The 22,729-nt window shown below is 37.2% G+C and carries 22 protein-coding genes and 1 other RNA gene; 15 read left to right on the forward strand and 8 right to left on the reverse strand.

All coding sequences use genetic code 11. From position 1 onward, the window contains the following. Positions 1-233 precede the first annotated feature (233 nt). The 5 genes from KQI66_RS09350 to KQI66_RS09370 all read left to right on the forward strand — a co-directional run bounded on the left by KQI66_RS09350 (position 234) and on the right by KQI66_RS09370 (position 3,361). Complete coding sequence (locus KQI66_RS09350) at positions 234-425, forward strand: DNA-binding protein (protein ID WP_055941559.1); 192 nt, start codon at positions 234-236, stop codon at positions 423-425. Positions 426-428: 3 nt separating this feature from the next. After that, positions 429-1,187: an HNH endonuclease gene (locus KQI66_RS09355; protein WP_216428924.1), complete on the forward strand. Its 759-nt coding sequence runs from the start codon at positions 429-431 to the stop codon at positions 1,185-1,187. Next, entirely contained in the window at positions 1,188-1,574 is a 387-nt protein-coding gene (mutT, locus tag KQI66_RS09360) for an 8-oxo-dGTP diphosphatase MutT (protein WP_216428926.1), read from the forward strand. A gap of 160 nt (positions 1,575-1,734) precedes the next feature. Beyond that, the gene (locus KQI66_RS09365; RefSeq protein ID WP_253287738.1) at positions 1,735-2,310 is read left to right on the forward strand and encodes a hypothetical protein; all 576 of its coding nucleotides are present in this window, start codon (positions 1,735-1,737) and stop codon (positions 2,308-2,310) included. Positions 2,311-2,470: 160 nt separating this feature from the next. After that, complete coding sequence (locus KQI66_RS09370) at positions 2,471-3,361, forward strand: hypothetical protein (protein ID WP_216428928.1); 891 nt, start codon at positions 2,471-2,473, stop codon at positions 3,359-3,361. Positions 3,362-3,592: 231 nt separating this feature from the next. On the opposite strand, the gene KQI66_RS09375 is transcribed toward KQI66_RS09370, so the two are convergent. Further along, positions 3,593-5,476, reverse strand: coding sequence for a bifunctional metallophosphatase/5'-nucleotidase (locus KQI66_RS09375; RefSeq protein ID WP_216428930.1), 1,884 nt, complete (start codon positions 5,474-5,476; stop codon positions 3,593-3,595). Positions 5,477-5,975: 499 nt separating this feature from the next. On the opposite strand from KQI66_RS09375, the gene KQI66_RS09380 reads away from it, so the two are divergent. Together KQI66_RS09380 and KQI66_RS09385 are read left to right on the forward strand one after the other, a co-directional pair. Next, positions 5,976-8,690 carry a thioester domain-containing protein gene (locus KQI66_RS09380; protein ID WP_216428932.1) on the forward strand — a complete coding sequence of 905 codons (2,715 nt, stop codon included), beginning with the start codon at positions 5,976-5,978 and terminating at the stop codon, positions 8,688-8,690. Next, entirely contained in the window at positions 8,687-9,577 is an 891-nt protein-coding gene (locus KQI66_RS09385) for a class B sortase (RefSeq protein ID WP_216428934.1), read from the forward strand. Before KQI66_RS09380 ends, KQI66_RS09385 begins: the two co-directional genes overlap by 4 nt. A 109-nt stretch (positions 9,578-9,686) precedes the next feature. On the opposite strand, the gene KQI66_RS09390 is transcribed toward KQI66_RS09385, so the two are convergent. The 5 genes from KQI66_RS09390 to smpB form a co-directional block, all read right to left on the reverse strand. Further along, positions 9,687-10,076: an MmcQ/YjbR family DNA-binding protein gene (locus KQI66_RS09390; protein WP_216428937.1), complete on the reverse strand. Its 390-nt coding sequence runs from the start codon at positions 10,074-10,076 to the stop codon at positions 9,687-9,689. A gap of 39 nt (positions 10,077-10,115) precedes the next feature. Further along, positions 10,116-10,886 carry a TraX family protein gene (locus KQI66_RS09395; RefSeq protein ID WP_216428939.1) on the reverse strand — a complete coding sequence of 257 codons (771 nt, stop codon included), beginning with the start codon at positions 10,884-10,886 and terminating at the stop codon, positions 10,116-10,118. 74 nt (positions 10,887-10,960) lie between these two features. Beyond that, positions 10,961-11,488 (reverse strand): GNAT family N-acetyltransferase, encoded by a 528-nt coding sequence (locus tag KQI66_RS09400; RefSeq protein ID WP_216428941.1) that lies wholly within the window; start codon positions 11,486-11,488, stop codon positions 10,961-10,963. A gap of 103 nt (positions 11,489-11,591) precedes the next feature. Next, positions 11,592-11,946, reverse strand: a transfer-messenger RNA (tmRNA) gene (gene ssrA, locus KQI66_RS09405). 18 nt (positions 11,947-11,964) lie between these two features. Continuing rightward, complete coding sequence (gene smpB / locus KQI66_RS09410; protein WP_216428943.1) at positions 11,965-12,438, reverse strand: SsrA-binding protein SmpB; 474 nt, start codon at positions 12,436-12,438, stop codon at positions 11,965-11,967. Between the two features lie 184 nt (positions 12,439-12,622). Between smpB and KQI66_RS09415 the strand changes: the two genes are divergently transcribed. Both KQI66_RS09415 and KQI66_RS09420 read left to right on the forward strand, forming a co-directional pair. Beyond that, positions 12,623-14,536 (forward strand): ABC-F family ATP-binding cassette domain-containing protein, encoded by a 1,914-nt coding sequence (locus KQI66_RS09415; protein WP_216428945.1) that lies wholly within the window; start codon positions 12,623-12,625, stop codon positions 14,534-14,536. Between the two features lie 19 nt (positions 14,537-14,555). After that, positions 14,556-15,572 carry an alpha-hydroxy-acid oxidizing protein gene (locus tag KQI66_RS09420; RefSeq protein ID WP_216428946.1) on the forward strand — a complete coding sequence of 339 codons (1,017 nt, stop codon included), beginning with the start codon at positions 14,556-14,558 and terminating at the stop codon, positions 15,570-15,572. Positions 15,573-15,628: 56 nt separating this feature from the next. Here the strand turns inward: KQI66_RS09420 and KQI66_RS11515 are convergent, their stop codons facing one another. Continuing rightward, a complete protein-coding gene (locus KQI66_RS11515; RefSeq protein ID WP_216428947.1) occupies positions 15,629-16,855 on the reverse strand; it encodes a murein hydrolase activator EnvC family protein in 1,227 nt (408 codons plus the stop codon). A gap of 266 nt (positions 16,856-17,121) precedes the next feature. Here KQI66_RS11515 and def point away from each other — a divergent pair, with 266 nt between their 5' ends. From def to KQI66_RS09455, 6 genes are all read left to right on the forward strand, one after another. Further along, on the forward strand, positions 17,122-17,574 hold the full coding sequence (gene def / locus KQI66_RS09430; protein WP_216428948.1) for a peptide deformylase: 453 nt from the start codon (positions 17,122-17,124) through the stop codon (positions 17,572-17,574). A gap of 24 nt (positions 17,575-17,598) precedes the next feature. Further along, a complete protein-coding gene (gene fmt, locus KQI66_RS09435; RefSeq protein ID WP_216428949.1) occupies positions 17,599-18,525 on the forward strand; it encodes a methionyl-tRNA formyltransferase in 927 nt (308 codons plus the stop codon). Between the two features lie 15 nt (positions 18,526-18,540). Beyond that, positions 18,541-19,248, forward strand: coding sequence for a zinc metallopeptidase (locus KQI66_RS09440; RefSeq protein WP_216428950.1), 708 nt, complete (start codon positions 18,541-18,543; stop codon positions 19,246-19,248). A 387-nt stretch (positions 19,249-19,635) separates the two neighbouring features. Then, positions 19,636-20,007, forward strand: a complete 372-nt coding sequence (locus tag KQI66_RS09445; protein WP_216428952.1) for a GntR family transcriptional regulator — start codon at positions 19,636-19,638, stop codon at positions 20,005-20,007. Between the two features lie 29 nt (positions 20,008-20,036). Continuing rightward, entirely contained in the window at positions 20,037-20,738 is a 702-nt protein-coding gene (locus KQI66_RS09450) for an ABC transporter ATP-binding protein (protein ID WP_216428953.1), read from the forward strand. Beyond that, positions 20,732-21,565, forward strand: a complete 834-nt coding sequence (locus KQI66_RS09455; protein WP_216428955.1) for a hypothetical protein — start codon at positions 20,732-20,734, stop codon at positions 21,563-21,565. The genes KQI66_RS09450 and KQI66_RS09455 overlap by 7 nt, the downstream gene beginning before the upstream one ends. 186 nt (positions 21,566-21,751) lie before the next feature. Here KQI66_RS09455 and KQI66_RS09460 read toward each other — a convergent pair whose 3' ends face one another. Further along, complete coding sequence (locus KQI66_RS09460; protein WP_216428957.1) at positions 21,752-22,714, reverse strand: stalk domain-containing protein; 963 nt, start codon at positions 22,712-22,714, stop codon at positions 21,752-21,754. Positions 22,715-22,729: the final 15 nt, after the last annotated feature.

Genomic DNA, 22,729 nt, shown 5'->3' on the forward strand with positions numbered 1-22,729 from the left:
GGCTGCCAGAGATAGTAATGCGGTTGGCGGAATCCATTCAATGCATCTTAAGATGCTGCGCCTGTAATACGCCCTTCTAGGGCGAGTACAAACCACTAGTTTAACTAGTGGTTTTGATTATAGGGATTGCTGTGGGTTGCTTGGCTTTTTGCAAGATTGATTTTGTTCGCGATTGGGTATATAATATTGACAACGAGTATAGGTTGTTTTCCGATATGTTTTGGAGGAAGAAGATGGAATACATTTCAATAAAACAAGCATCAGAAAAATGGGGAATTACGAAGAGAAGGATCCAGGTTTTGTGTGCTGAAGGAAGAATTGAAGGTGCAACTAAAATTGGTTCATTTTGGGCGATTCCTTCGGAGGCTGTGAAGCCAAGCGATATGAGAATTAAAAGCGGAAAATATGTAAAAGAGAAGGAGTAACGCATGTTTAATCCAGGATTAGAGATAGGGCAGATTTTGAAAAATGCTGATATTGTAGAAAAATTCAAGTGTGGAAATATGGGTGGTATGAGACGTTCCAAAACCACAAATACGCTTGTTATTGTATCAGACTATACAAAAGGAATTTACCATGACAAATGGATAGGTGGTGTTCTTCATTATACAGGAATGGGCAAGTCAGGAGACCAGGATATAAGATGGTCCCAGAATGCGACGCTTGCGGATTCTGATTTTAATGGAGTCGATGTACATTTGTTTGAGGTTATAGATGCTGGAGAGTATATTTACTGCGGAAGAATTGAACTTGTTGATAAACCATATACTGATATGCAGCCTGGTGAGGATGGAAATGACAGAAAGGTATGGATGTTTCCAATTAGACCAGTGCCGGACAACGATGTGAAAAAGCCTCCAATGTTTGTGTTCAAAGATATTGAAGATTATAAGAACAGAGGCAAAAATGTTGATTCGGAATATGCAAAGTTCTTAGAAGAAAACAAGAAGAAAAAAGTGAAGAATAGTAGTGCTGTAATTCCGGTGCAGGTGAGCAAACCAGAACCAAAGAAAATAGTGAATGCGCCTGATGATATTGAGGCAAAAACAGTAAATCATAAAAAGTATGGAGTTGGGCTTATAAAAAAGGTGGAAGGACCAAATATTGTTATTAACTTCAAGAGTGTTGGTGAGAAGACGCTAAACTATGAGGTTTGCATGAAAAATAAACTGCTGGAGATTTTATAGATGAAAACAATAAGAGTAGTGGCAGCAGTTATCAAGAATGAAAATAAGATATTTGCTACAGCTAGAGGATATGGTGAGTTTAAAGGTCAGTGGGAGTTTCCGGGCGGTAAGATAGAGGCCGGGGAAACGCCACAGGAAGCCCTTGTGCGCGAGATAAAAGAAGAACTTGAGACAACAATCCAAGTAGGTGATTTAATCGACACCATTGAGCATGACTATCCAACATTCCATTTGTCGATGGATTGTTATTGGTGTGACATTGTCGAAGGAGAGCTTAAGTTGTTAGAGGCAGAGTCGGCCAGGTGGTTATCAAAAGAAGAATTATATGATGTAAAGTGGCTTCCTGCGGATATCCTACTGATTGAAAAGATTAAGAAGAATCTTTAGAAGAAAAGTATGGGATTATTTGATGTGGATGAAGAAAAGTTATAAGCTTTATATCACAGAGCATGGCATGAAGCAGGAATGAGTTTTGTGGATTCAAGAAAGTATCCTTATTTGAATAAGTAACTTATCCAGTATGCTAGGGAGAATAATTGCTCTTTTGATGAAGCTTGGAGAATTGCAAAGGTTGGTATGTAAAATGGATATAGTTAGTTTACTTGAAGAATTTGTTGACTTAATCAGAAACGAAGAATTCGAGGTATATAACGAGTTTAGCTTGCAGCATGAATTAGGAATTTTCCTGCGTGCAAAGCTAACAGGAAATAAAGTGCAGTTTGAAAGAAATGCTAAGTTCTTTGGAATAACTGGTACAGTAAAGCATGAGATAGATATTGTTATTTATAATGAGAATGAGAAATATGCGATTGAATTAAAGTATCCACTGAATGGACAGTATCCGGAACAGATGTATTCCTTCGTTAAAGATATAAAGTTTATGGAACAGCTCAAAGAGGCAGGATTCGATGGAGCATACTGTGTGACACTTGTGCAGGATAAGAATTTCTATTCTGGAAATAAGGTTGATGGTGTGTATTCATATTTTAGAAATGAAAATACAATTCATGGGACTATTATAAAGCCAACTGGTAAAAAGGATGAAAGTATAGATGTTCATGGAGAGTATCAGGTTGAGTGGAAATCCATAAACAACTGGAAATATTATATTGTGGATATGTGATGTGCATTAAGAAAAGAGGCGGGTTTTTATAGAAACAATTGGACTGAGAAAAGATATCAATAAATTATTAAAGAAGGCGAGAGAAACTGCAAAACCAGATAAATGTATCCTATGTGGAAAAACACAAACAAGTTTTTGTAATTCGCATTCTATTCCACACATGATCTTAAAAACAATAGCATGTGAAGGAAAAGTTTTAGAACCATGGGTGTTAATGGATGAAATTGATGTGGTAGATTTAGAATCGGGAATAAAAAAGTCTGGAACTTTCCATTTTATATGCAGAGAATGTGATGCTTTATATTTTCAAGACTATGAAAATAAAGAGGCATTGCTTAATGATCCCACAGATAAAATGCTTGCGGAAATTGCATTAAAAAGTATGTTACAAATGCTATCGAAAAGAAATGAGGAAATAGCTCTTTTTGATATTTTTCAAAAAAGGTCAGGTGCGATAATAAACAAAGAACAGTTAGATGAAGATAAGTTATTAGATATAAATGATTATATGTTTGATATGGATGTTTACAAACGAATTATCCAAAATAATGAAAAAGATGGGTTTAAAATTGTATTTTGGGAGAAATTACCTTACGTTACTCCGATAGCTGTTCAGACGCCAATTACACTATATAAGGATATCGAAGGGACTGTGATTAACGATATCTATAATCCGGATCCAAATCTTCATATGCAAACAATGTACATGTGTGTATTCCCTATTGAACATGAAACGGTAGTTGGAGTATTTTATCATAAGAAGGATAGAAATTATAGAAGCTTTCTACATCAGATGAATTGTATGTCTGCGAGTAAGAAGCTGCAATATATAAATTATTTGATTTTTGCGAATACTGAGAACTATTATTTTTCAAAAACGATAGAAGATATTGTCAGGGATAATGAAAAATTAAAATTATTGGGACAGGAGAATAATGGGGAGCCGCATTTAGGAATGCTTAGACCATTAGAACAGTTACTGGAATATAAGCAGATCAAACCAGATGAAATTCCTAATTTTTTAATGCCGGAGTACAAGATAAATAGTTAGACAGAAGTATAGTTATAAATTTTGGGTGTTAAAAGTTGAGTTTTTTTCATAAGGGTGTTAATTTGTAAGAAAGTACAGGTGTCCACGCATGATAATGCGGTGTTAGCTTACCCCGCACGTGGAGAGCGTAGTAATGTTGACAAAAACACCGGATTGATATTTTTAAAGAACTTAAAAACAAAAACATGGATATGCCAACAAACGGTGATATCCATGTTTTACTTTGTTTTATTAAAATATGAAAAAAATAAATTTAATTATTTGTATTACTATTATAATAGCTATTATACCCAATGTTGAAAAGAACTTAATCAGAACTCTGGCATATTTGTTAAGATGTGAGAATATCGCCGAAAAGCTTATGTCTTCACATCTTATTTTTCTGCCATGAAGAGTTGCGTAATAATCCGGAATAACCGGTATTCCGTCATTATCGGCAGGAAATGATCTCATGTATTTTGTTACAGCATTCCAGGCCTTAAGTTCATGACCTTTGTAATAGATAATGGAATCGTTAATGTTTTTATATTTGTCGCCGATACGGTTTTTGGGCTGAACTTTCATAATGCCTTTTACACGATACTGTGCTGAGTTGAACATATTCCATGTGTAAAGGTCGAGCACTGCACTGAACATACGGCTGTCATCAACGGCATAATGTTTGTTGTTGTCATCAACAAAATATATTTCAAAGATCTTATTCATTAACACCCTGTGCGGATTATATTTAAAATGTAATCCGCTCATGTAAAATCTTGATGTTTTTATATAATCCGATATTGATGCGTCTATTTCCATCATGAACATGAGTTCCTTTTGTGTAATATACACATGTATGAGAGGATTTCCGGATATATCATCAGGACCCTTTCCGAGCGAAAGAGAGTTAAATACGTTTTCAACAGTTATACTTCCTTTGGGATATGTGTCGCGAATAACACCCGAAGGAACTATTGCAACATCTATTTTTTCGCCAAGGGCCTTTTCGGCGGCATATCGGTAGGCATCGGAAATAAGATTGCCTAAATTGTTTTCTGTATGTTTATTTTCCAAATCCTTTTGCGTGCTGAAATCAATGTTGTTTTTAGCAAGAATTTCTTTACTTGAGCATTCGAACATGGCAAGATAATTTTGGTTTACCTTTTCCATATAGCCGTCAATCTTGTCTTGAACAAATTTGTTCTGCACAATAGAGTTGTCAATAAGTACAAGCTTGTATCCGTCTAATGTCCAGCGCTTTGAATGATTTCTGTGCATTTTGATAATACCGGCATATTTTCCGTATTCACCCGGAGAAATGATGACAGTATTTCCGTGTATTATAGGTTCATCTATGCGTATATGGGAATGTCCGCTTAAAATTAAATCAATATCTGGTACGGCTTTTGCAATATGCTCGTCTTCGGATTTTCTGTATTTTTCACTTGTTCCGCAATGAGAAAGACAGATAATCATATCCGGATTTTCGTTGGTTTTTATCTCATGTACCGTTTCTTTCAGGGCAGAGATTGGACTTGAAAATATAAGACAGCAGGATGGGGCACATGAAAAGGCATTTTTGCCGAATACGCCGGTTACGGCTATTTTTAAACCGTTGTGATAAATTACTGTGTATTTTTTTATATTAAAACGGTCAAAGGCATCGAGTAAATTTTGCTGCTCCTCTGAAAGACCCTTTTCCTCCATTTTGGCTCTGTTTATGTTGCAAAGAACTATTTCGGGCAGAGTATCACCGCTGTTGTTTGCACTTTTAAGCATAGAAATGATACCTTCTGTGCCGTAATCAAACTCATGGTTTCCTATTGTTGTGGCACTGCATCCGATAAGTCCAAGACTTCTCAGTTCAAAGGCCTCCCGGCGGTACATGGTCTGGAACAGTGTTCCCATGGAAAAATCGCCGGAATCGAAAACAAGAGTATTGTCACCAAGCTTGTCTATTACGGTTTTTATTCTTGAAAGACCGCCGAGTTCTGTATTTTTTCCGTCTTTATTAGTAATAAAGCTGTTTAAATGCGAGTGTAGGTCGGTCGTTGTAACTATATTTATGATTTCATCTTTACTGTCTGTATTTGCAGGAGAATTGTCTGCAGAAACAGTAGAATGTCTGTTTTTCATAATTAATCTCCGTATCATTTAATATACTTATTGTATATTTTTTTTGTTAGGAGTACAACACATTTTGACGTAAAAAAGTATTAAAAGTTTATGAATAGGTTATTTATAGCTATATTGTATTAAAATAAAACAATTAAATTGATAATTTTTGCTATGATTAAAAAATATATATCTTATAATGCAACAACATATATATTACAATGCTTAAATTTGATTTAAATATTGTAATTTAACAGAATGTATGATAATATAATATATATATAAATTACAATATACTTACGAAATGTTTACAGAAAGGAGGAACTAAGATGAAATTTATATCTGAAATTAAACAAATATATCTGTGGACGGAAGAAATAAAGATAGATGTTTTTGACTTATGCGTAGCTATAAATACAAGTTGCTAAGGCACATTTTGTCCATGGATATATTAAGACAAAATGTGCCTTTTTAAAACTGAATACATTTTAATTGTTTTTCGGCATGGAGGTTGACCAATATGAAGAAAAAATTTTATAAAATTATTTCATATTTACTTATAGCAGGAATGACTATGACAACCTTTTCAAGTATTGCGATGGCTGAAGAGATTGTGGAAACAACCGGCGAAGGTACTCCGGAAACTCCTGCAATAACAAAAACAACTAATACGGAAACAGATGAAAATTCAGGCGAAACAACAATAACAATTGAAATTGATAAAAAGTGGGAAAGCGAAACGGTTGAAGGCCAGGAGACTGTTGAGTCAACCGATATATATGACAAAAAAGGCAAAATTATTAGTTCCGAAGGCAGTGCCCAAGGAAGCGAAACAACAATAATAGAAACCTCTGACAAAGGAAATGAAGAAGAGATAACTACGGACAACGGAAAAGGTGAAACAGAAGGTGGCTTGAACATTGAATCTGAAGTTCCTAATGTTACTATTGTTCTTACACCGGGCGGAAAAGATGAAAAAAGTGAAAATGCTGATGCGTGGTTTGATGAAGATAAGCTTGATATTCCAGAGTGGATCAGAAAAGATGATGGCGAGGGCACTAAATGGATAACCGACGGAAGCAGCAAAGAAGAAAATGGAATAGTTACAAATGTTACTGTTGAAAATGTTGGCAGTGACACAACTTATACCAGAAAAATAACAGACACTGACGGTAAAATCAGAGAAGAAAAGGTTATTTTTACAAGGGATGCAAATGGTCGAATAACAGGTTACAGAACTGAGATTTCGGAAACAGTTCCGGCTACTACAGAAGAAACAACTCCTCCCGAAAACGCTGAAATAAGCCCAGAAGGCGGAAAAACATCTTATGAATTTAAGCTTCCTGAAAAACCTATAGTAAGTGAACCTGAAAAGGATTCGGACGGCAATGTATTAAATGGACAGGTCGTTGCTGAGCTTCGCAACGGCGACGGAAATGTTGTAGGATATACAGTCGTAACTATTGAGGATGGAAAAGCTGTGCATTTTTCAGATCCTGTGATGGGCGGATATGTTTCGATTGCTACTAAAATAGAAAAAACAGAAGATGGCTTGAAAAAATATATTACTACAGAAACAACACTGACAAAAAATAATTATTCAGAATTCGGTAGTGAAGTTGAAGGCGGAGAACGTATCGTTTCAGGTCAAATGGGCGATGTTATAGGTAATACGATATTTGATAACGGTAGTTTTTCAACTTATGTTCCGGGATTGTCCAATTTAGGTACCGGAAACGTAGATCCGAGAAATGAACTTTATAATCGACAGACAGTTCGTCCAAGCATATATGATATTAACGGACAGTATTTCCAGTGGCTTGGAACTTACGGTATAGAAAGTATGATTCGTGTTAAAGCCGGCGATGTTGATACATGGCAGCCACATCAGTTTATACTTGAAGGAAAAAATAATGAAAAATATTATGTATATTGCGCGGACTTTGAGGTTAATCCAAAGCCTGGTGCAAACTACAATATGAATAAGCTTGAGGATGCCGGATATATCGGAAAAGAAGAGGCAGAAAAGATGCGTTCAATAGTTCTTAAGGGCTATTGGGGTGTTAGTAATGTAAGCAATAATGCAGAATCACCGACACCGGGAAGCCTTGATGCATTCAGAAAAATGTTGACAGATGCAGGCGTATTAACGGCTGAACAGGCTGCAAATCTTACGGACGGTATGGCAATAACGGCAACACAGGCGGCAATTTGGCATTACGGAAACAGTGGTGAAATGCTTTTGAATGCTGAGGATATAGTTGGTAAGTATTATCTTGGTGGTCAGAGCTTTAAAGAAATAGATCCAAATAAAAAGGCTGTTATAAATAATATTTATAAGTACCTTATCAATATGGAAGGAACTCCTGCAGATGCTTCAAATACACTTATTACAAAGGACGACTTTGCTAAAAGAATTGAGCTTACTGTAAAAGAAAAGCAGGCAGACGGCAAGTATAACACTGATATGACCATAACAATGGCGGCGAAGCTTGACGATAAGACAAGTGATCTGTTGTTATATGTTTCTGCAGATAATGAAAATATTGACGTATATCGTTTGAGCGGTACAGCGGCAGAGGGAGAAAAGCTGGCAGAAAAAAATAGTGATGGTTCCTATAAATTGACAGGTCTTATGCTTAAGGACGGTACTCCTGTTACGCTTAATTTAAAGGGCACTCAGCATATGGAAAATGGAGTTTATCTGTTTACTTGCAATACAGACATCGGAAATGATTCAACTGCATCGCAGACGTTCATAGGTGCAGGTCAATCTGATCAGGAAATAGATTTGAACGTAAATTTTAAATTTAATGTTAAGGAGCCCGTAGTTAAGGTTCGTTCACATAGCTTCGATTCAGAAAGTGAAATGATTGAGTGGACAGCATCTCATTATCTTTTAAATGAAGAAGCACACGATGATGAACCTGAAGAAGAGCCAGAGGAAGAGCCAGAGGATGAACCTGAGGATGAACCTGAGGATGAACCCGAAGAAAACCATGAGGAAAAGTCTGAGGAAAAGCCCGAAGAAAAGCCTAAGGAAGAACCTAAAGAAGAAGCTGACGGAAAAATTGAAGATAATTCAATTAAAAAGGAAGAACATAATGAACATAGAAATACCGATGTTCCCAAGACAGGCGATAATCTTTATGAGCTTCGTGCATTGCTTATGGCCGGTATAATTATTTCTCTTATAACAGCATTTGTTTGTTATAAAAAGAAGGAAGAAGTATGATGAACAGAAAACACAATGCGAAACATAAAAATAAATATCGGATTTTGTCGATTGTGGCGTTATGTATAGCATTGCTGTTAACAGCTTTTTTGATAGCTACTTCACTTATACGCCATAATGAGAGAGTGCAAACAAGCAAAATATGCGAGCTTTACTATGGGAATAATAACTCTGTTACGAAAGAGCGGGACGATTACAGCGATTTGAAAAATAAAAATTCTGAATGCGATGACAATGTCGATTTGAACACTGAGCAGATACAGGATAGATTCATACTGCTGTTGCAAATAAACCCCGAAACAGTCGGTTGGATAAAGGTTGGTAATCTGGCTGATGAACCGGTTGTATATCGTGATAATGAGTTTTATTTGAATCACGATTTTTATCAAAAGAAAAGCAGTAGCGGAACCGTGTTTGTTGATGTTGAAAATACTGATTTGGAAAATGACAAATATGTAATTGTTTACGGACATGATTTGAGAGATGGCAGTAAATTTGGAAGTCTGAAAGAATATCTTAATATTGAACAGCTTAAAAATAATATTGTTATTGAATGGAGTTCATTATATTCAAGTGAAGCGGAAAAATATGTTGTGTTTTCGGTATTTGATTCATCAATGCTCGAAGAAAATAAAAACTACTTTGATTTGAGACGATTTGATGAGATTGATTTGGATGGTACGAAAAAAATTATTGAAGAAATAAGAGAACGGTCATTGTATGATATTCCTGTCGATGTGACGGCAGAGGATCAGATAATGGTGTTGGTAACCTGTAGCTATAAGCATGAGGATGGCAGGCTATTGATATTCTGTCGTAAGGCAAGAAAGGCGGAGGATGTTAATACATTGCTTGAATCTATGGATAGCATTGTAAAAAATAATTGATAGTATATATGTTATTCATAAAACGGTATAAATAAAGAGATCCGAACCTTCGGCAGAGTAGTCGTCGGTTCGGATTGTTTTGATTTCGGAAAAACAGTATAGGTTGAATTTAGAGTTTTATATCAGGTTTATGCTTACAGATTTTTGATGCAGTTGCATTAAAGCTCATATCAAGAAGAAATTTGATTTTTTCGTCATCGACTGTATTGTCAAGAGCAACTGTTATCCAACTGTTTTTGTTCATATGGTAGGCAGGAAAAAATCCGTTTTCGCCAAGCAATGAGCATATAAGTATTGGATCGCATTTTAAATTAACTACATCTAAAATACCGTCGTAGTGTAAACATAGCTTGTTTTTTGGCACATCCATAATTAGGGCAAACCATTTTTTGTTGTTGATATGGCGGTATACCTCGTGATTTTGATGTTTACCCCAGGGATAATCGGGTTCTGTGCCGTAATTGTTTTGTATGTATTCTTTTAATTCTGTACGGGTCATACTTATATCTCCGATTTTGCATAAAAACCAATATATTTATCAACGGGTCACAAAATTCAACACCAATACGATTATTGCCATATGAACGGGGTAAAAAGCATAGCAGAAGTATTGGAACGGTTTGCTATGGTATCCCTGACGGCCACGATAGAGCCATATGGGAATAAGTGAAAGCAAAGCAAGACCCTGCTGACAAAGCTCAAATTCCATACCGAACAGCTGAATAGGGTATACCAAGCCACCTAACAGTTCCACATTGACCCAGTAGAGTGCAACGAGCTGTCCGAGCAGACACCACCATTTTCTGCCATGGAAGAAATAGAAAATAAATATCGTAAGAACGCCGGTGCCATAGTAATCTAACATACATAATGTTCCAAGCGCTGCTCCGACTATAACAACAATTACAGATATTAATATAAAAGCCCATTTTTTACGCTTTTTGCGAGCTGTTTCCATAATGTTAATGCCCAAAAGCCCCAAAAGAAGTGTCCATATAACATTTTGATGGACAGGATAAAACCATGTACCGCCGTACATAAAATCGAATGGTATTTCGGAAATTACAGCAAATAACAGCATACGCAGTGCATATTTTTTGAAATCGTGGGTATGAAAATATCCTTCCACAGCCATAAAGGCGAATATTGGGAAAGCAAGTCTTCCAACGCATGTAAGCCATTCCTGTGCGGGAAGAAGTGTTGCCCAAAGGTGATCCATAAGCATAAGAGCCATGGCAAGAATATGAAGTGTTGCCGTACTGATGTCAAATCTCTTTGATGTAGATAAATTTATGTTGTTGTTTGGCATATAGGTACTCCTTTATTTTAGATTTATGTATCCATTGATTTTGAATGGAATGAAAAACGATTTAATTATATTTTTTATAAAAGATATTCATAAAAAACAAAGCTTGTCCAGCCTGTGCTTGCGTAATAAAGCTGTTGGGTACCGCAGTTTATGAAACCGTATTTTTCGTATAATTTCTGTGCAGGAATATTGGTGCTTATGGCATCAAGTCTTACTGCACGTTTTTTCATTGCAATTGCATTTTTTATAACTTCATCAAGAATGACAGTTGCAAGACCTTTTCCTTGTTGCTCGGGATCAATCGCAAGTAAATGAATGACAGAAACTTCTTCATCTGCGATGTTGATTTGCCATGGGATATTTTGATATTCTTTTGTCTGTGATTTTGTTATAACAACGGCGCCCACAAGGTCACCATCAAGCAATGTCAAGTACATCTCATTATTTTTTATATATGGTATCCAATCTGTATCAGAAGGATATACACCTTTTTTCCATCGCAATATTGTAGAATAGATTTCGGAACTGTCTAACAGTTTATAATATAAATTGCGGATAATATCCAAATCGGACATTACTGCAGGTTTTAATTCAATATTCATTATTAAATCTCCGCACTCATTATAATTATTTTACTTTATAAATGTATATATTTACATAAGAAAAAGTCCACCGTAATTCTTTCGATATTACAGTGGACTTTTTTGATGGAGCTGAGGAGAATCGAACTCCTGTCCAAAGATCCATCGATAAGGACTTCTCCCATCACAGATTGTCATTTAAAATTCCCGTCATTCTCCGCCGACAATCAGGCTGGGAAATCAGGTAGCTTCATTTATCTTATTTCACCGCAAAGCTTAAGTGAAATAGGTCCTCACAAGGTCGACGCCGGTTACCGGAACTGTGAGCAATTCCGGGCCGACGGGCTGCGCTTAGGCAGCCATTAAAGAATAATTTTCGTCGTTTCTTTTTAAAAATTTACGGCCTTGATACGCAGTTGACCGATACTGCGGATGGCTATCCCTATTTTCAAAACCCCTGTCGAAACCATTACAGCCCCGTAGCGTGTGAAAATAGCTTAAACACCGAGATTTCTGATTTTGAAATCCTTTTCGGCTTCACGTCTTTGGTCGTTTTTGGCTATTGTCTGGCGTTTGTCATAAAGCTTTTTACCTTTGGCAATGCCAATGTCCATTTTGACCAAACCGTGATCGAAATATACTCTGAGCGGAACAACCGTATATCCTGTTGCGGTTATTGCACCGGATATTTTGTTTATCTCATGCTTGTGGAGCAGAAGACGGCGTGTTCTTAAAGGCTCTTTGTTGAATATATTTCCCTGTTCATAAGGACTTATGTGCATATTGTAAACAAAAGCAGAACCGTTTTCAATTCTGATAAAGCTTTCTTTAAGACTGCATTTTCCCAAACGAAGACTCTTTACCTCTGTTCCGGCCAATGAAATACCGGCCTGATATGTTTCTTCAATGAAATAATCATGGTAAGCCTTTTTGTTCTGGGCTATAAGCCTTGAAGTTTTTTCCTTTGCCATTATGCACACCTCCTTTATTGCATAAGCATTATAGCACATATTTGATAAAACGTAAATTACATTTTTATTACAAATTAATTCTCTTTATGCGGTATACTGCTTCATACAAATTCATATTATTGCAAAAAGTTGATTTTTGCTGTATTCTTTTATTATATTTTCATTCAGAATCGGAGAGAAAAGCATGAATTTATTAACAGTTGAAGGTCTTACGAAAACCTTTGGAGAGAAAAAAGTATTTGAAAATATTACATTTGGTATTGATGCCGGCGACAAGATCGGTGTTATAGGTATAAACGGAACAGGAAAATCCACACTTCTCAAAATTATTGCAGGAGCGGAAACGGCAGACAGCGGAAATATAGTCAAGATGAACGGCTTAAGAATTGGCTATCTTCCGCAGACTCCCGACTACGATCCGGAGGATACCGTATTGGGACAGGTTTTTAACAGTAATAATCCTGTTATAAAGCTTATTAAGGAGTATGAACAGGCAGTCAGAGCCGTTGAGCTGGGCGAAAAGGACGCAGAGAAAAAGCTTTATGCACTTAATGATAAAATGGATGCTGCAAATGCGTGGAATCTTGAAAGTGATGCCAAAACGGTTCTTACAAAGCTAAGTCTGAATGATTTCTATAAAAAAGCAGGAACGCTTTCAGGAGGACAGCTCAAACGTATGGCTTTGGCAAGAGCACTTATAACGCCTGTTGATCTGCTTATATTGGATGAACCGACTAACCATATTGATAACGAATCTATTGATTGGCTTGAAAAGTATCTTGAAAAATATAAAGGCGCATTGCTTATGGTAACCCATGACAGATATTTTCTTGACCGAGTTGTAAACAAGACCATCGAAATCGAAGGCACAAAAATGTATTGCTATACTACCAATTACAGCGGTTTTCTTGAGGCAAAGGCGGCAAGAGAAGAGCTTGCGGTTTCAATGGAGAAAAAACGTCAGAACTTTTTGCGTAACGAACTGGAATGGGTAAAAAGGGGAGCACAGGCAAGAAGCACAAAGCAGAAGGCAAGACTTGAGCGTTTTAATGAAGTCAATTCAATGCATGTTCAGCATTCAAAAAATGATTTGGAAATAAGCGTGGCTTCATCAAGACTTGGAAGAAAGACGATTATAGCAGAGGATATATCAAAAGCTTATGACGGCAAAAAGTATATTGATGATTTCAGCTATATAATTCTTAAGCATGACCGAATAGGTATCATAGGGCCTAATGGCTGCGGAAAATCAACGCTTCTTAAAATGCTTACGGGAGAAATACAGCCCGACAGCGGTATGGTCGAAACAGGCGAAACCGTTAAAATAGGCGTATTCGCACAGCATAATGAGGTTATGGATCCGGAACAGAGAGTTATTGATTACATTAAGGACACAGCGGAATATGTGCAGACAGCAGACGGAAGAATAACAGCGTCACAGATGCTTGAAAAGTTTCTTTTTCCGCCGATAATGCAGTGGGCACCGATAGGAAAGCTTTCCGGTGGTGAGAAAAGAAGGCTTTATCTTCTTAAAATACTTGTTGAGGCACCGAATATACTATTCCTTGACGAGCCTACCAATGACCTTGATATTGCAACATTGAGCATACTTGAGGAATATCTGGACAGCTTTAACGGTGCAGTTGTTACGGTAAGCCATGACAGATATTTTCTTGATAAAGTTGTTGACAGAATATTTGCTTTTGAAGGCAGCGGAAAAATTGTGCAGTATGAAGGCGGTTACAGCGACTATTTAAGACAGCATGAGGAAAGAATTGCCGAACAGCAGCCTGTAATTAAAAAAGAAGAGCTAAAACCGCAGAAACAGGAAAAGGATAAGGATAAACCGCTCAAAATGTCTTATAAGGAGCAGAAGGAATTTGAAACAATAAACGACGATATTGAAAAGCTTGAAAACGAAATTGCAAAAACCGAAGAGGAAATGAGCAAAATATCGACGGATTATGTTAAGCTCCAGGAGCTTACGGAAAAGAAGAATGAGCTTGAGAAAACTCTTGAGGAAACAATGGACAGATGGGTCTATCTTAATGAGTTGGACGAACAAATTCAGGAGAACAAAAAGGCATTAAGAAAATAATTGTGGAGGATTATTTAATATGACTTATGAAGAAGTACTTGAAAACGCAAAAAAGACTATGGCACCAAAATGCAAGGTTTGTCCCGAATGCAACGGAATAGCGTGCAAAGGACAGGTTCCGGGAGCAGGCGGAGTTAAAAGCGGAAGGGCATTTACTGTATGCAGAGATTTTCTTAAATCGGTATATGTAAATATGGATACAATACATGAGGAAAAGGAAATTGATACATCGATTGAATTTTTAGGACATAAATTTGATGTGCCGTTCTTTATTGCACCTATCGGTGGCATGGCATTTAACTATACAAATTATCTTGATGAATCGGAATATTCAAAGGCTGTTGTTTTCGGCGCAAGAGCCTGCAATACCCTTGCTTTCACCGGTGACGGCCCTGATGACAGCTTTTTTCCGGCAACGCTCCCTATAATAAAGGAGGCAGACGGTATAGCAATATCAACAATAAAGCCTTGGGAATACGATAAGGTTATGCACCATGTAAGAAAGCTTGAGGAATGCGGAGCAATCGGATTTGCAATGGATGTTGACTCGGCCGCACTTGTCAATCTTAAACTCATGGGTAAGCCGGTAACAACAAAATCCGTTGATGAGTATAAAAGAATTACATCAGCAACAAAGCTTCCGCTTATCATAAAGGGAATTATGACGGCAAAGAGTGCGCTTAAGTGTGCAGATGCCGGTGCATACGGAATTATCGTTTCGACACATGGCGGAAGAGTTCTTGAGGATACTCCGGCACCTTGCTCGGTTGTTCCGGAAATACGAGAGGCTGTCGGTGACAGAATCAAGATACTTGTTGATGGCGGTATACGTTCCGGCTCCGATGTGTTCAAGGCTATCGCACTCGGTGCAGACGGTGTGCTTATCGGTAGACCTTATGCCATTGCGGCTCATGGCGGAAAGCAGGAAGGTGTTGAGATATACACAAGAAAGATTGCTGATGAGCTCAGAGAAATAATGATGATGACTGATTGTGCATCATTAAAGGATATAACAAGAGATAAAATAAGATTCTAAAAAATATCCCCTTCGTCAATGCTTATAGCATGATGAAGGGGATTTATCGTTTTTGATTAAGATGCGATATTGCCTACACCAAGATAAGGTGCGGGATTTGTATGAGCTCCGTTTACACGAACCTCAAAGTGGCAATGGTTGCCTGTTGAGTTACCTGTACTTCCGATTTTTGCAATCTGCTGTCCTCTTGATACTGTATCGCCTTTTGAAACCGTAAGGCTTGAGTTATGGCCGTAAAGAGTAACAAGACCGCTACCATGGCTTATCATTACCGTATTTCCGTAACCGTTCATCCAGCCGGCATAAATAACCGTTCCGGCTTCTGCTGCAACAACTGCCGAACCGTATGATGCAGGAATGTCATAGCCAGTGTGGAATTCCGTACCGGAACCTATAGGTCTGCTTCTGGAAACATATCCGCTTGAAAGACTTGAGCTTGATGCAGCTCTTGAAGGAACGGGCCAGTTGAGAGTGCCGCCGGTATATACATATGTAGACTGAGTTGATGCCGAATTATTTGCTCTTGCTTTAGCTTCTGCCGCAGCCTGTTCGGCAAGAAGCTTGTTGATAAGAGCCTGAGCTTCTTCGCTTGCCTTTTCGTTGCTGGCAACAATTTCGTTATATTTAGCCTCATCCTGAACGTATGAGTTATAAAGCGCCTGTTTTTCTTCAAGAATTCCGTTTAATTCATTACGTTTGTCCTCTGCAACGCTGAGAAGATATTCGGATTGTTCACGTTCTTCACGGATTTCTTCTGTTCTTTTGGAGATTTCCTCCTGTGTTTTTGTAAGCTCGTCGAGCATTGTGTTGTCGTATGACATTATGTCATCCATATACTGGACTCTTCTTATCATATCGCCGAAGTTTTCGGAGGTAAGAACTATTTCGAGATAGCTTAAATCACTGTTTTCGTAGAAATACTGCATTCTTCCGGAAAGTGTTTCAAACTGCTGTTCACGTTTTTGGGTTGCTTCTTCGTATGCCTGCTTGGATTCTTCAAGACGCTGGTTTACGTCGTCAAGGTCTGCCTGTGCTTCATCAACTTCACGCTGTGCGGCATTAACAACGGCATCCATGGCCTGTATTTCAGACATAACGTTTTCCTGTTTCTTCTGAGCCTCTGCAAGCTTTGATTTCGCATCCTTTGTTTGCTGGGCAAGATTGTTTCTTTCCTTCTGGAGTTCAGAAAGTGATTTTGCCGAAACAGATGTGTTTGGCAATGCGCTAATCGAAAGAGATATTGCGGCAACTATTGCCAGTATGTATTTCATAGATTTTTTCACTTTATCACCTTACTTTATTTTTTGTCTGTTTATCATTATACAACATAAAAACACATAAAAAAAGAGAATTATATTAAAAACAGCATTTGTTTACAAATTGTTAATAAATTTGTAATAATTATTGTCGTTTTTTTACTACTAATTATAAGCTAATTGAATTTTAATTTAAAATCGTTTTATTGAATGAATATTTATGTTATAATGAAATTTAATCGCAGAATGAGATTTTTGCAAACAGTTTAAATAACCGTAACGGAGGTATAATTATGGCTTTAAGAAAAATAAGAACAGGTAACGATCCCGTTTTAAGAAAAATATGTAAACCTGTAAACGAAATTACAAAATCAACACTTGATCTTCTTGATGACATGGCAGATACAATGTATGATGCCGACGGAGTAGGTCTTGCGGCTCCTCAGGTTGGTATACTCAGAAGAGCGGTTGTTATTGACATCGGAAACGGTCTTGTTGAGCTTATCAATCCGGAAATACTCGAAACTGCCGGTTTACAGTCCGGCGATGAAGGTTGCTTAAGCATTCCCGGAGCAACAGCAGAGGTTGAACGTCCCGATTATGCAAAGGTAAAAGCTCTTAACAGAAATGGAGAAGAAATAATCGTTGAAGGCAGAGGACTTATGGCAAGAGCATTATGCCATGAACTTGATCATCTTGACGGAATTCTTTACATTGATAAAGCCAAGGGTGAAATTAAATATTAATTGATTAGTTAAAGGAGAAATGCTATGAGAGTAATTTTTATGGGAACTCCGGATTTTGCCGTTCCTACTCTGGAGGCTTTGATTGAAAAACATGAAGTTCTTGCGGTTGTTACACAGCCGGATAAGCCGAAGGGAAGAGGCAAAAAGATGGTTTTTCCCGTTGTAAAGGAAAAAGCACTCGAACACAATATAACGGTTTATCAGCCGCAGAAGGTCAAAACACCGGAATTTGTTGAAATACTCAAAGAATATCAGCCGGACATTATGGTTGTTGTTGCCTTCGGACAGATATTGTCCGAGGAAATACTCAATATTCCCAAATACGGCTGTATAAATGTGCATGGTTCTATACTTCCGCAGTACAGAGGAGCCGCACCTATACAGTGGTCGATTATTAACGGCGAAGAGTTCGGCGGAGTTACAACAATGTATATGGCAAAGGGACTCGACAGCGGAGATATGATATTAAAGGCAAAAGAAAAGATTAAGCCTGACGATACCTATGGTTCGTTATATGACAGACTTTCCGTTATCGGGGCTGATCTGCTTATAAAAACTCTTGATTTAATCGAAAATGGTGAAGTCAAAAGAATACCTCAGAATGATGACGAGGCTACCTTTGCACCTATGATTAAGCCTGAGCTTGAGCATATTAACTGGAACGGAAAAAATACAGATATTGTTAATCTGATAAAAGGACTTAATCCACAGCCTGTTGCATATACTATGCTCAATGACGAAAAGCTTAAAATATGGTTTGCGGAAACGATTGACGGGGATTATAACGGAGAACCGGGAACTATCGTTGATGTAAGAAAAAGAGATTTTGTTGTCATGACTGCCGAAGGTGCCGTTGCTGTTAAAGAGGTTCAGGCACAGGGCGGAAAGAGAATGTCTGCCGATGCTTATATGAGAGGCCATGCCATAGAAAAAGGCACAATTTTGAAATAAACAGGAGGCGGTTTTATGTTTTATTATATTGATTGGACATATATCGTTCTGGTAATACCTGCAATGATTCTTGCACTATATGCACAGAATAAGGTTAATTCCACATTTAAAAAATATTCAAGGGTTGCATCACGCAGCGGAATGACTGGAGCACAGGCGGCAAGAAGATTAATGGAGCTTAACGGAATATATGACGTAAGCATAGAAAGAGTTTCGGGAAATCTCACAGACCATTATGACCCGTCGAAAAAAGTTCTGCGACTTTCGGACAGTGTTTATTCCGATACATCGGTTGCGGCTATCGGTGTTGCCGCACATGAAACCGGACATGCCATTCAGCATGCAAGAGGATATGTACCGCTTACATTGAGAACGGTAATGGTTCCGCTTGCAAACTTAGGCTCAACACTTTCAATGCCGTTGATTTTCCTCGGAATATTGTTCAGCTTCAGCTCGGTAATGGGCAACACAATGATTAATCTCGGAATACTTCTTTTCGGATTGTCGGTTGTGTTTACTATTATTACTCTTCCTGTCGAGTTCAATGCATCAAGAAGAGCGGTTGCATGTCTTGGTGACAGCGGAATACTTTATGATGATGAAATCGGCGGAGTTAAAAAGGTGCTTTCGGCGGCGGCAATGACTTACGTTGCGTCAACGGCAGTTGCACTTGCCAACTTCCTCAGACTTATAATTATATTCGGAGGAAGAAGGAGAGATTAGAAACTTAAGTCGAAATTAGGATTTCGACTTGCTTAAACATAAGCATGAATAGCTCATTCCATCGGCTAAAGCCTTGAAACTCGCTATTCTCCTCGACGGGAGTGAATCCCGTCTATTGACCGCACAAGAAAGTGCGGCGGCGAAGCCGCTTTTGCTTTTTCAAAGCAAAAGTCATGACTGGATGGATTCCACTTAGGAAACTCTTTGTTTCCTAATACTTTCCGCTTAAATTATCGGTCTATATTCTTTGAATATAGGCCGTTTTTATGTCTGCAATTTTATTGCGGATATTTTTTTTGAAAAAACTATTGACATGAAACTGTATTATTGTATAATTGTATTAAGTGATTAGTACAAAGATACACTTAAACAAAAAGGAGTGATTATATGGCATGGACATTTAAAGATGACAGACCGATATACTCTCAGCTTGTAGAGCAGATTAAAATAAAAATCATTTCCAGCGAATGGGAGCTCGGCGGCAGACTTTCATCTGTAAGAGAGCTTGCAGAACAGGCCGGAGTAAATCCGAATACAATGCAGAGAGCATTGGCTGAATTGGAGAGAGATGGTCTTGTTCATTCAAAAAGAACGAGCGGACGATTTGTTACGGAGGATGAGGACATGATAAAAGGTGTAAGAGAAGCGGTTGCCGCAGAAAATATAGCCGCTTTTATGGAAAGCATGAAAAGGCTCGGTTTTACCGAAAGCGAAATTATGGATGAATTTAAAAAAGCGGTAAGTCAGCAGACAGTCTGATTATATAAAAATAAAGGGAGGAATTTATAATGACTGAATTCGTATTGGAATGCACCGGTGTTTCTAAAAAATACGGAAAAAAAGAAGTATTGAAAAATATAAATTTACAGCTTGAAAGAGGAAAGATAATAGGTCTTCTCGGACCGAACGGAAGCGGCAAAACAACTCTTATCAAAATAATAAACGGACTTCTTACCGCAGACGAAGGTGATATAAAGGTAAGCGGCGAACAAATAGGCATAGAAAGCAAAAAGATAATTTCTTATCTTCCCGACAGAACATATCTGGCGGATTGGATGAAGGTTAAGGATATTGTAGGAATGTTTGACGATTTTTATAAGGATTTCAGCAGAGAAAAGGCTGAGGATATGCTTAAAAGACTGAATATAAATGAGGACGACAGACTTAAAACTCTTTCAAAGGGAAATAAAGAAAAGGTTCAGCTTATACTCGTTATGAGCAGACAGGCACAGCTTTATCTTCTTGATGAGCCTATCGGCGGAGTTGACCCTGCGGCAAGAGATTATATTCTTAATACTATAATTACTAACTACAATCCGGATGCCAGTGTCGTAATATCCACACATCTCATATCTGATGTTGAAAAGGTTCTTGATGAGGCAATTTTTATCAATAACGGTGAAATAGTATTGCACGAATCTGTTGATGATATCAGAGAAAAATATTCAACATCTGTTGACGGTTATTTTAGGGAGGTATTCAAATGTTAAGCAAATTATTGAAATATGAATTTAAGGCAACTTCAAGAGTATTTTTGCCTGCATATGCGGTTTTACTTATTGCGGGAGCAATACAAAAAATAATGCTTCAGTTCGGTTTTTATAATAAGGATATGGGAGTGTTTTCAAAGATTTTAGGTTCAATCGTTCCGTCATTATTAGGTGCGGCTGTTGTTGCAATATTTGTTGTTACACTTGTCGTTATGATAAACAGATTCAGAAAAAGCCTTTTGGGAAGAGAAGGATACCTTATGTTTACTCTTCCGGTTAATACATCTCAGCTCATATTGTCAAAGGCGATAGCTGTGCTTGCTTGGGCAATTCTTTCGTGCATAATCGGTTTGATAACAGTAGTTATATTGGTTTATGACACTGACTTTGTGAACTTTGTGAATGATGCAATTGGCTTAGTCGGAGAAGCATCAAGACAGGCAGGTGCATCTAATGTGGTTTTATTCTTTATTGAAACTGTTTTAACCTTTATATTCGGAATAGTCAATCTTACATTTATGATTTATCTGTGCCTTTCGATTGGACAGCTTTCCAATAAACACAGAGGGCTTTGTGCAATAGGTGCATTTGTTGGAATAAACTTTGTTCTTAGAAATATTATTTTAGCTATTATATCAAATGTACTGTTTACAGATAAATTTGTACCGCCGTTCTATTTATGCGGATATGATACAGAGTCGATAGTGGGTATATTGCAAATGATGAATGCTTTTATGTTAGCAGGTCTGGTAATTGTAATAATCGAGCTTTTGATATATTTCTTTATCACTAAATATATACTTTCAAACAAGCTTAATCTTGAGTAAAATAAATGGGACTGTAAAAAACTCCACTGACAGAAAAATCGCCCAGACCGTGAGGTCTGAGCGATTTTTTGGTATAATAATTATGTGACTAAATAACAATACCAATTCTATTAAAAATATAATATAGGAAGGTTTAAGTGTCGTAGAAATAGACCGCTAAAATTTTAGCGGCCTAAATTGAATACATTACTTTTGGACTTCAGTGGTAATATAAACTGTTTGGGTTGTATTATCCCAAATAATATCTTCACTGGGGATATTGTAAATTCGACACATATCTCTTAAAGAAACAAACATACGTCCATCATGCACTTCCGCAGCATTTTTTAATACATTTTCTTCTCCATTGATGTGCATTACATTTGCTCTGGCAATAATAGATACATAATCATATCCGTATAAAATACTTGCTTCTTTACGGCTATTATCCCAAAGAACCTTTGTGCCGGGGAATACCTCGGTAACTTCTCTGATGGGTAACATTGTATACCCATTTTTAGAAATAAAAGCGGGTACTTTAAGTGCTTTTTCAATCTCATTTACACAGAATGTTTTTTCGTTTATTTGGATTTTAATATCCAACTTTTCTTTTTCTACTTGGAGCTTGTGTTCTTCGATTTCTACAAAATCAGATACTACAGGAATCACTTCTGTATCAGAGTTAGAAGATGCGTATAATGAATAGGTACGAAGACGAACCCTATTTGTATTTTGTATCAACGTCAAATTTGTTAAAGTAAAAGATTCTATTTTATTTGGATCACTCTCTTTAATAGTAACAATCAGATTGCCATCAGCAGATTTATACTCAACCTTCAGATTATTGTTAAAGTTTTTGACTGATTCACTTTGCTCAAACATAAGATTAAAAGAATTTTTTTCATCTTCAACAGAGAGTGGTTTGTTTTTTACAGAAAAAATAAACTCCTGGTTAGCAGAGAATGTATCCTTTGAAGTTTCTTTAATCAGAATTTCATCTATCGGAATTAGTTCTTGATTATCGAAAGCAACTGTTCTTTCAGCTTCAACAGTAATTGGATATTTGGAATCACTAATTATTTCTACATTTTTTTCAGCTGCAAATCCTGTCATTGGAAAAGAGATAATAATAAAGCATATTATAGATATAAATTTATGTATTCTTTTCAAAGAAAAACCCCCTTT

Origin of the sequence: Anaerotignum sp. MSJ-24 (assembly GCF_018918145.1) — a bacterium.
Taxonomy (GTDB): domain Bacteria; phylum Bacillota; class Clostridia; order Lachnospirales; family Anaerotignaceae; genus Metalachnospira.

Bases quoted from the DNA above. Each gene is read 5' to 3' on its own strand.
- KQI66_RS09445 (WP_216428952.1), top strand. From the start codon at position 19,636: ATGGCATGGACATTTAAAGATGACAGACCGATATACTCTCAGCTTGTA.
- KQI66_RS09365 (WP_253287738.1), top strand. From the start codon at position 1,735: ATGAAGCTTGGAGAATTGCAAAGGTTGGTATGTAAAATGGATATAGTT.
- KQI66_RS09450 (WP_216428953.1), top strand. From the start codon at position 20,037: ATGACTGAATTCGTATTGGAATGCACCGGTGTTTCTAAAAAATACGGA.
- KQI66_RS09420 (WP_216428946.1), top strand. From the start codon at position 14,556: ATGACTTATGAAGAAGTACTTGAAAACGCAAAAAAGACTATGGCACCA.
- KQI66_RS09390 (WP_216428937.1), bottom strand. From the start codon at position 10,076: ATGACCCGTACAGAATTAAAAGAATACATACAAAACAATTACGGCACA.
- KQI66_RS09395 (WP_216428939.1), bottom strand. From the start codon at position 10,886: ATGCCAAACAACAACATAAATTTATCTACATCAAAGAGATTTGACATC.
- smpB (WP_216428943.1), bottom strand. From the start codon at position 12,438: ATGGCAAAGGAAAAAACTTCAAGGCTTATAGCCCAGAACAAAAAGGCT.
- KQI66_RS09440 (WP_216428950.1), top strand. From the start codon at position 18,541: ATGTTTTATTATATTGATTGGACATATATCGTTCTGGTAATACCTGCA.
- KQI66_RS09355 (WP_216428924.1), top strand. From the start codon at position 429: ATGTTTAATCCAGGATTAGAGATAGGGCAGATTTTGAAAAATGCTGAT.
- mutT (WP_216428926.1), top strand. From the start codon at position 1,188: ATGAAAACAATAAGAGTAGTGGCAGCAGTTATCAAGAATGAAAATAAG.
- KQI66_RS09380 (WP_216428932.1), top strand. From the start codon at position 5,976: ATGAAGAAAAAATTTTATAAAATTATTTCATATTTACTTATAGCAGGA.
- KQI66_RS09370 (WP_216428928.1), top strand. From the start codon at position 2,471: ATGATCTTAAAAACAATAGCATGTGAAGGAAAAGTTTTAGAACCATGG.
- KQI66_RS09455 (WP_216428955.1), top strand. From the start codon at position 20,732: ATGTTAAGCAAATTATTGAAATATGAATTTAAGGCAACTTCAAGAGTA.
- KQI66_RS09400 (WP_216428941.1), bottom strand. From the start codon at position 11,488: ATGAATATTGAATTAAAACCTGCAGTAATGTCCGATTTGGATATTATC.
- KQI66_RS09385 (WP_216428934.1), top strand. From the start codon at position 8,687: ATGATGAACAGAAAACACAATGCGAAACATAAAAATAAATATCGGATT.
- KQI66_RS09375 (WP_216428930.1), bottom strand. From the start codon at position 5,476: ATGAAAAACAGACATTCTACTGTTTCTGCAGACAATTCTCCTGCAAAT.
- KQI66_RS09415 (WP_216428945.1), top strand. From the start codon at position 12,623: ATGAATTTATTAACAGTTGAAGGTCTTACGAAAACCTTTGGAGAGAAA.
- fmt (WP_216428949.1), top strand. From the start codon at position 17,599: ATGAGAGTAATTTTTATGGGAACTCCGGATTTTGCCGTTCCTACTCTG.
- KQI66_RS09350 (WP_055941559.1), top strand. From the start codon at position 234: ATGGAATACATTTCAATAAAACAAGCATCAGAAAAATGGGGAATTACG.
- def (WP_216428948.1), top strand. From the start codon at position 17,122: ATGGCTTTAAGAAAAATAAGAACAGGTAACGATCCCGTTTTAAGAAAA.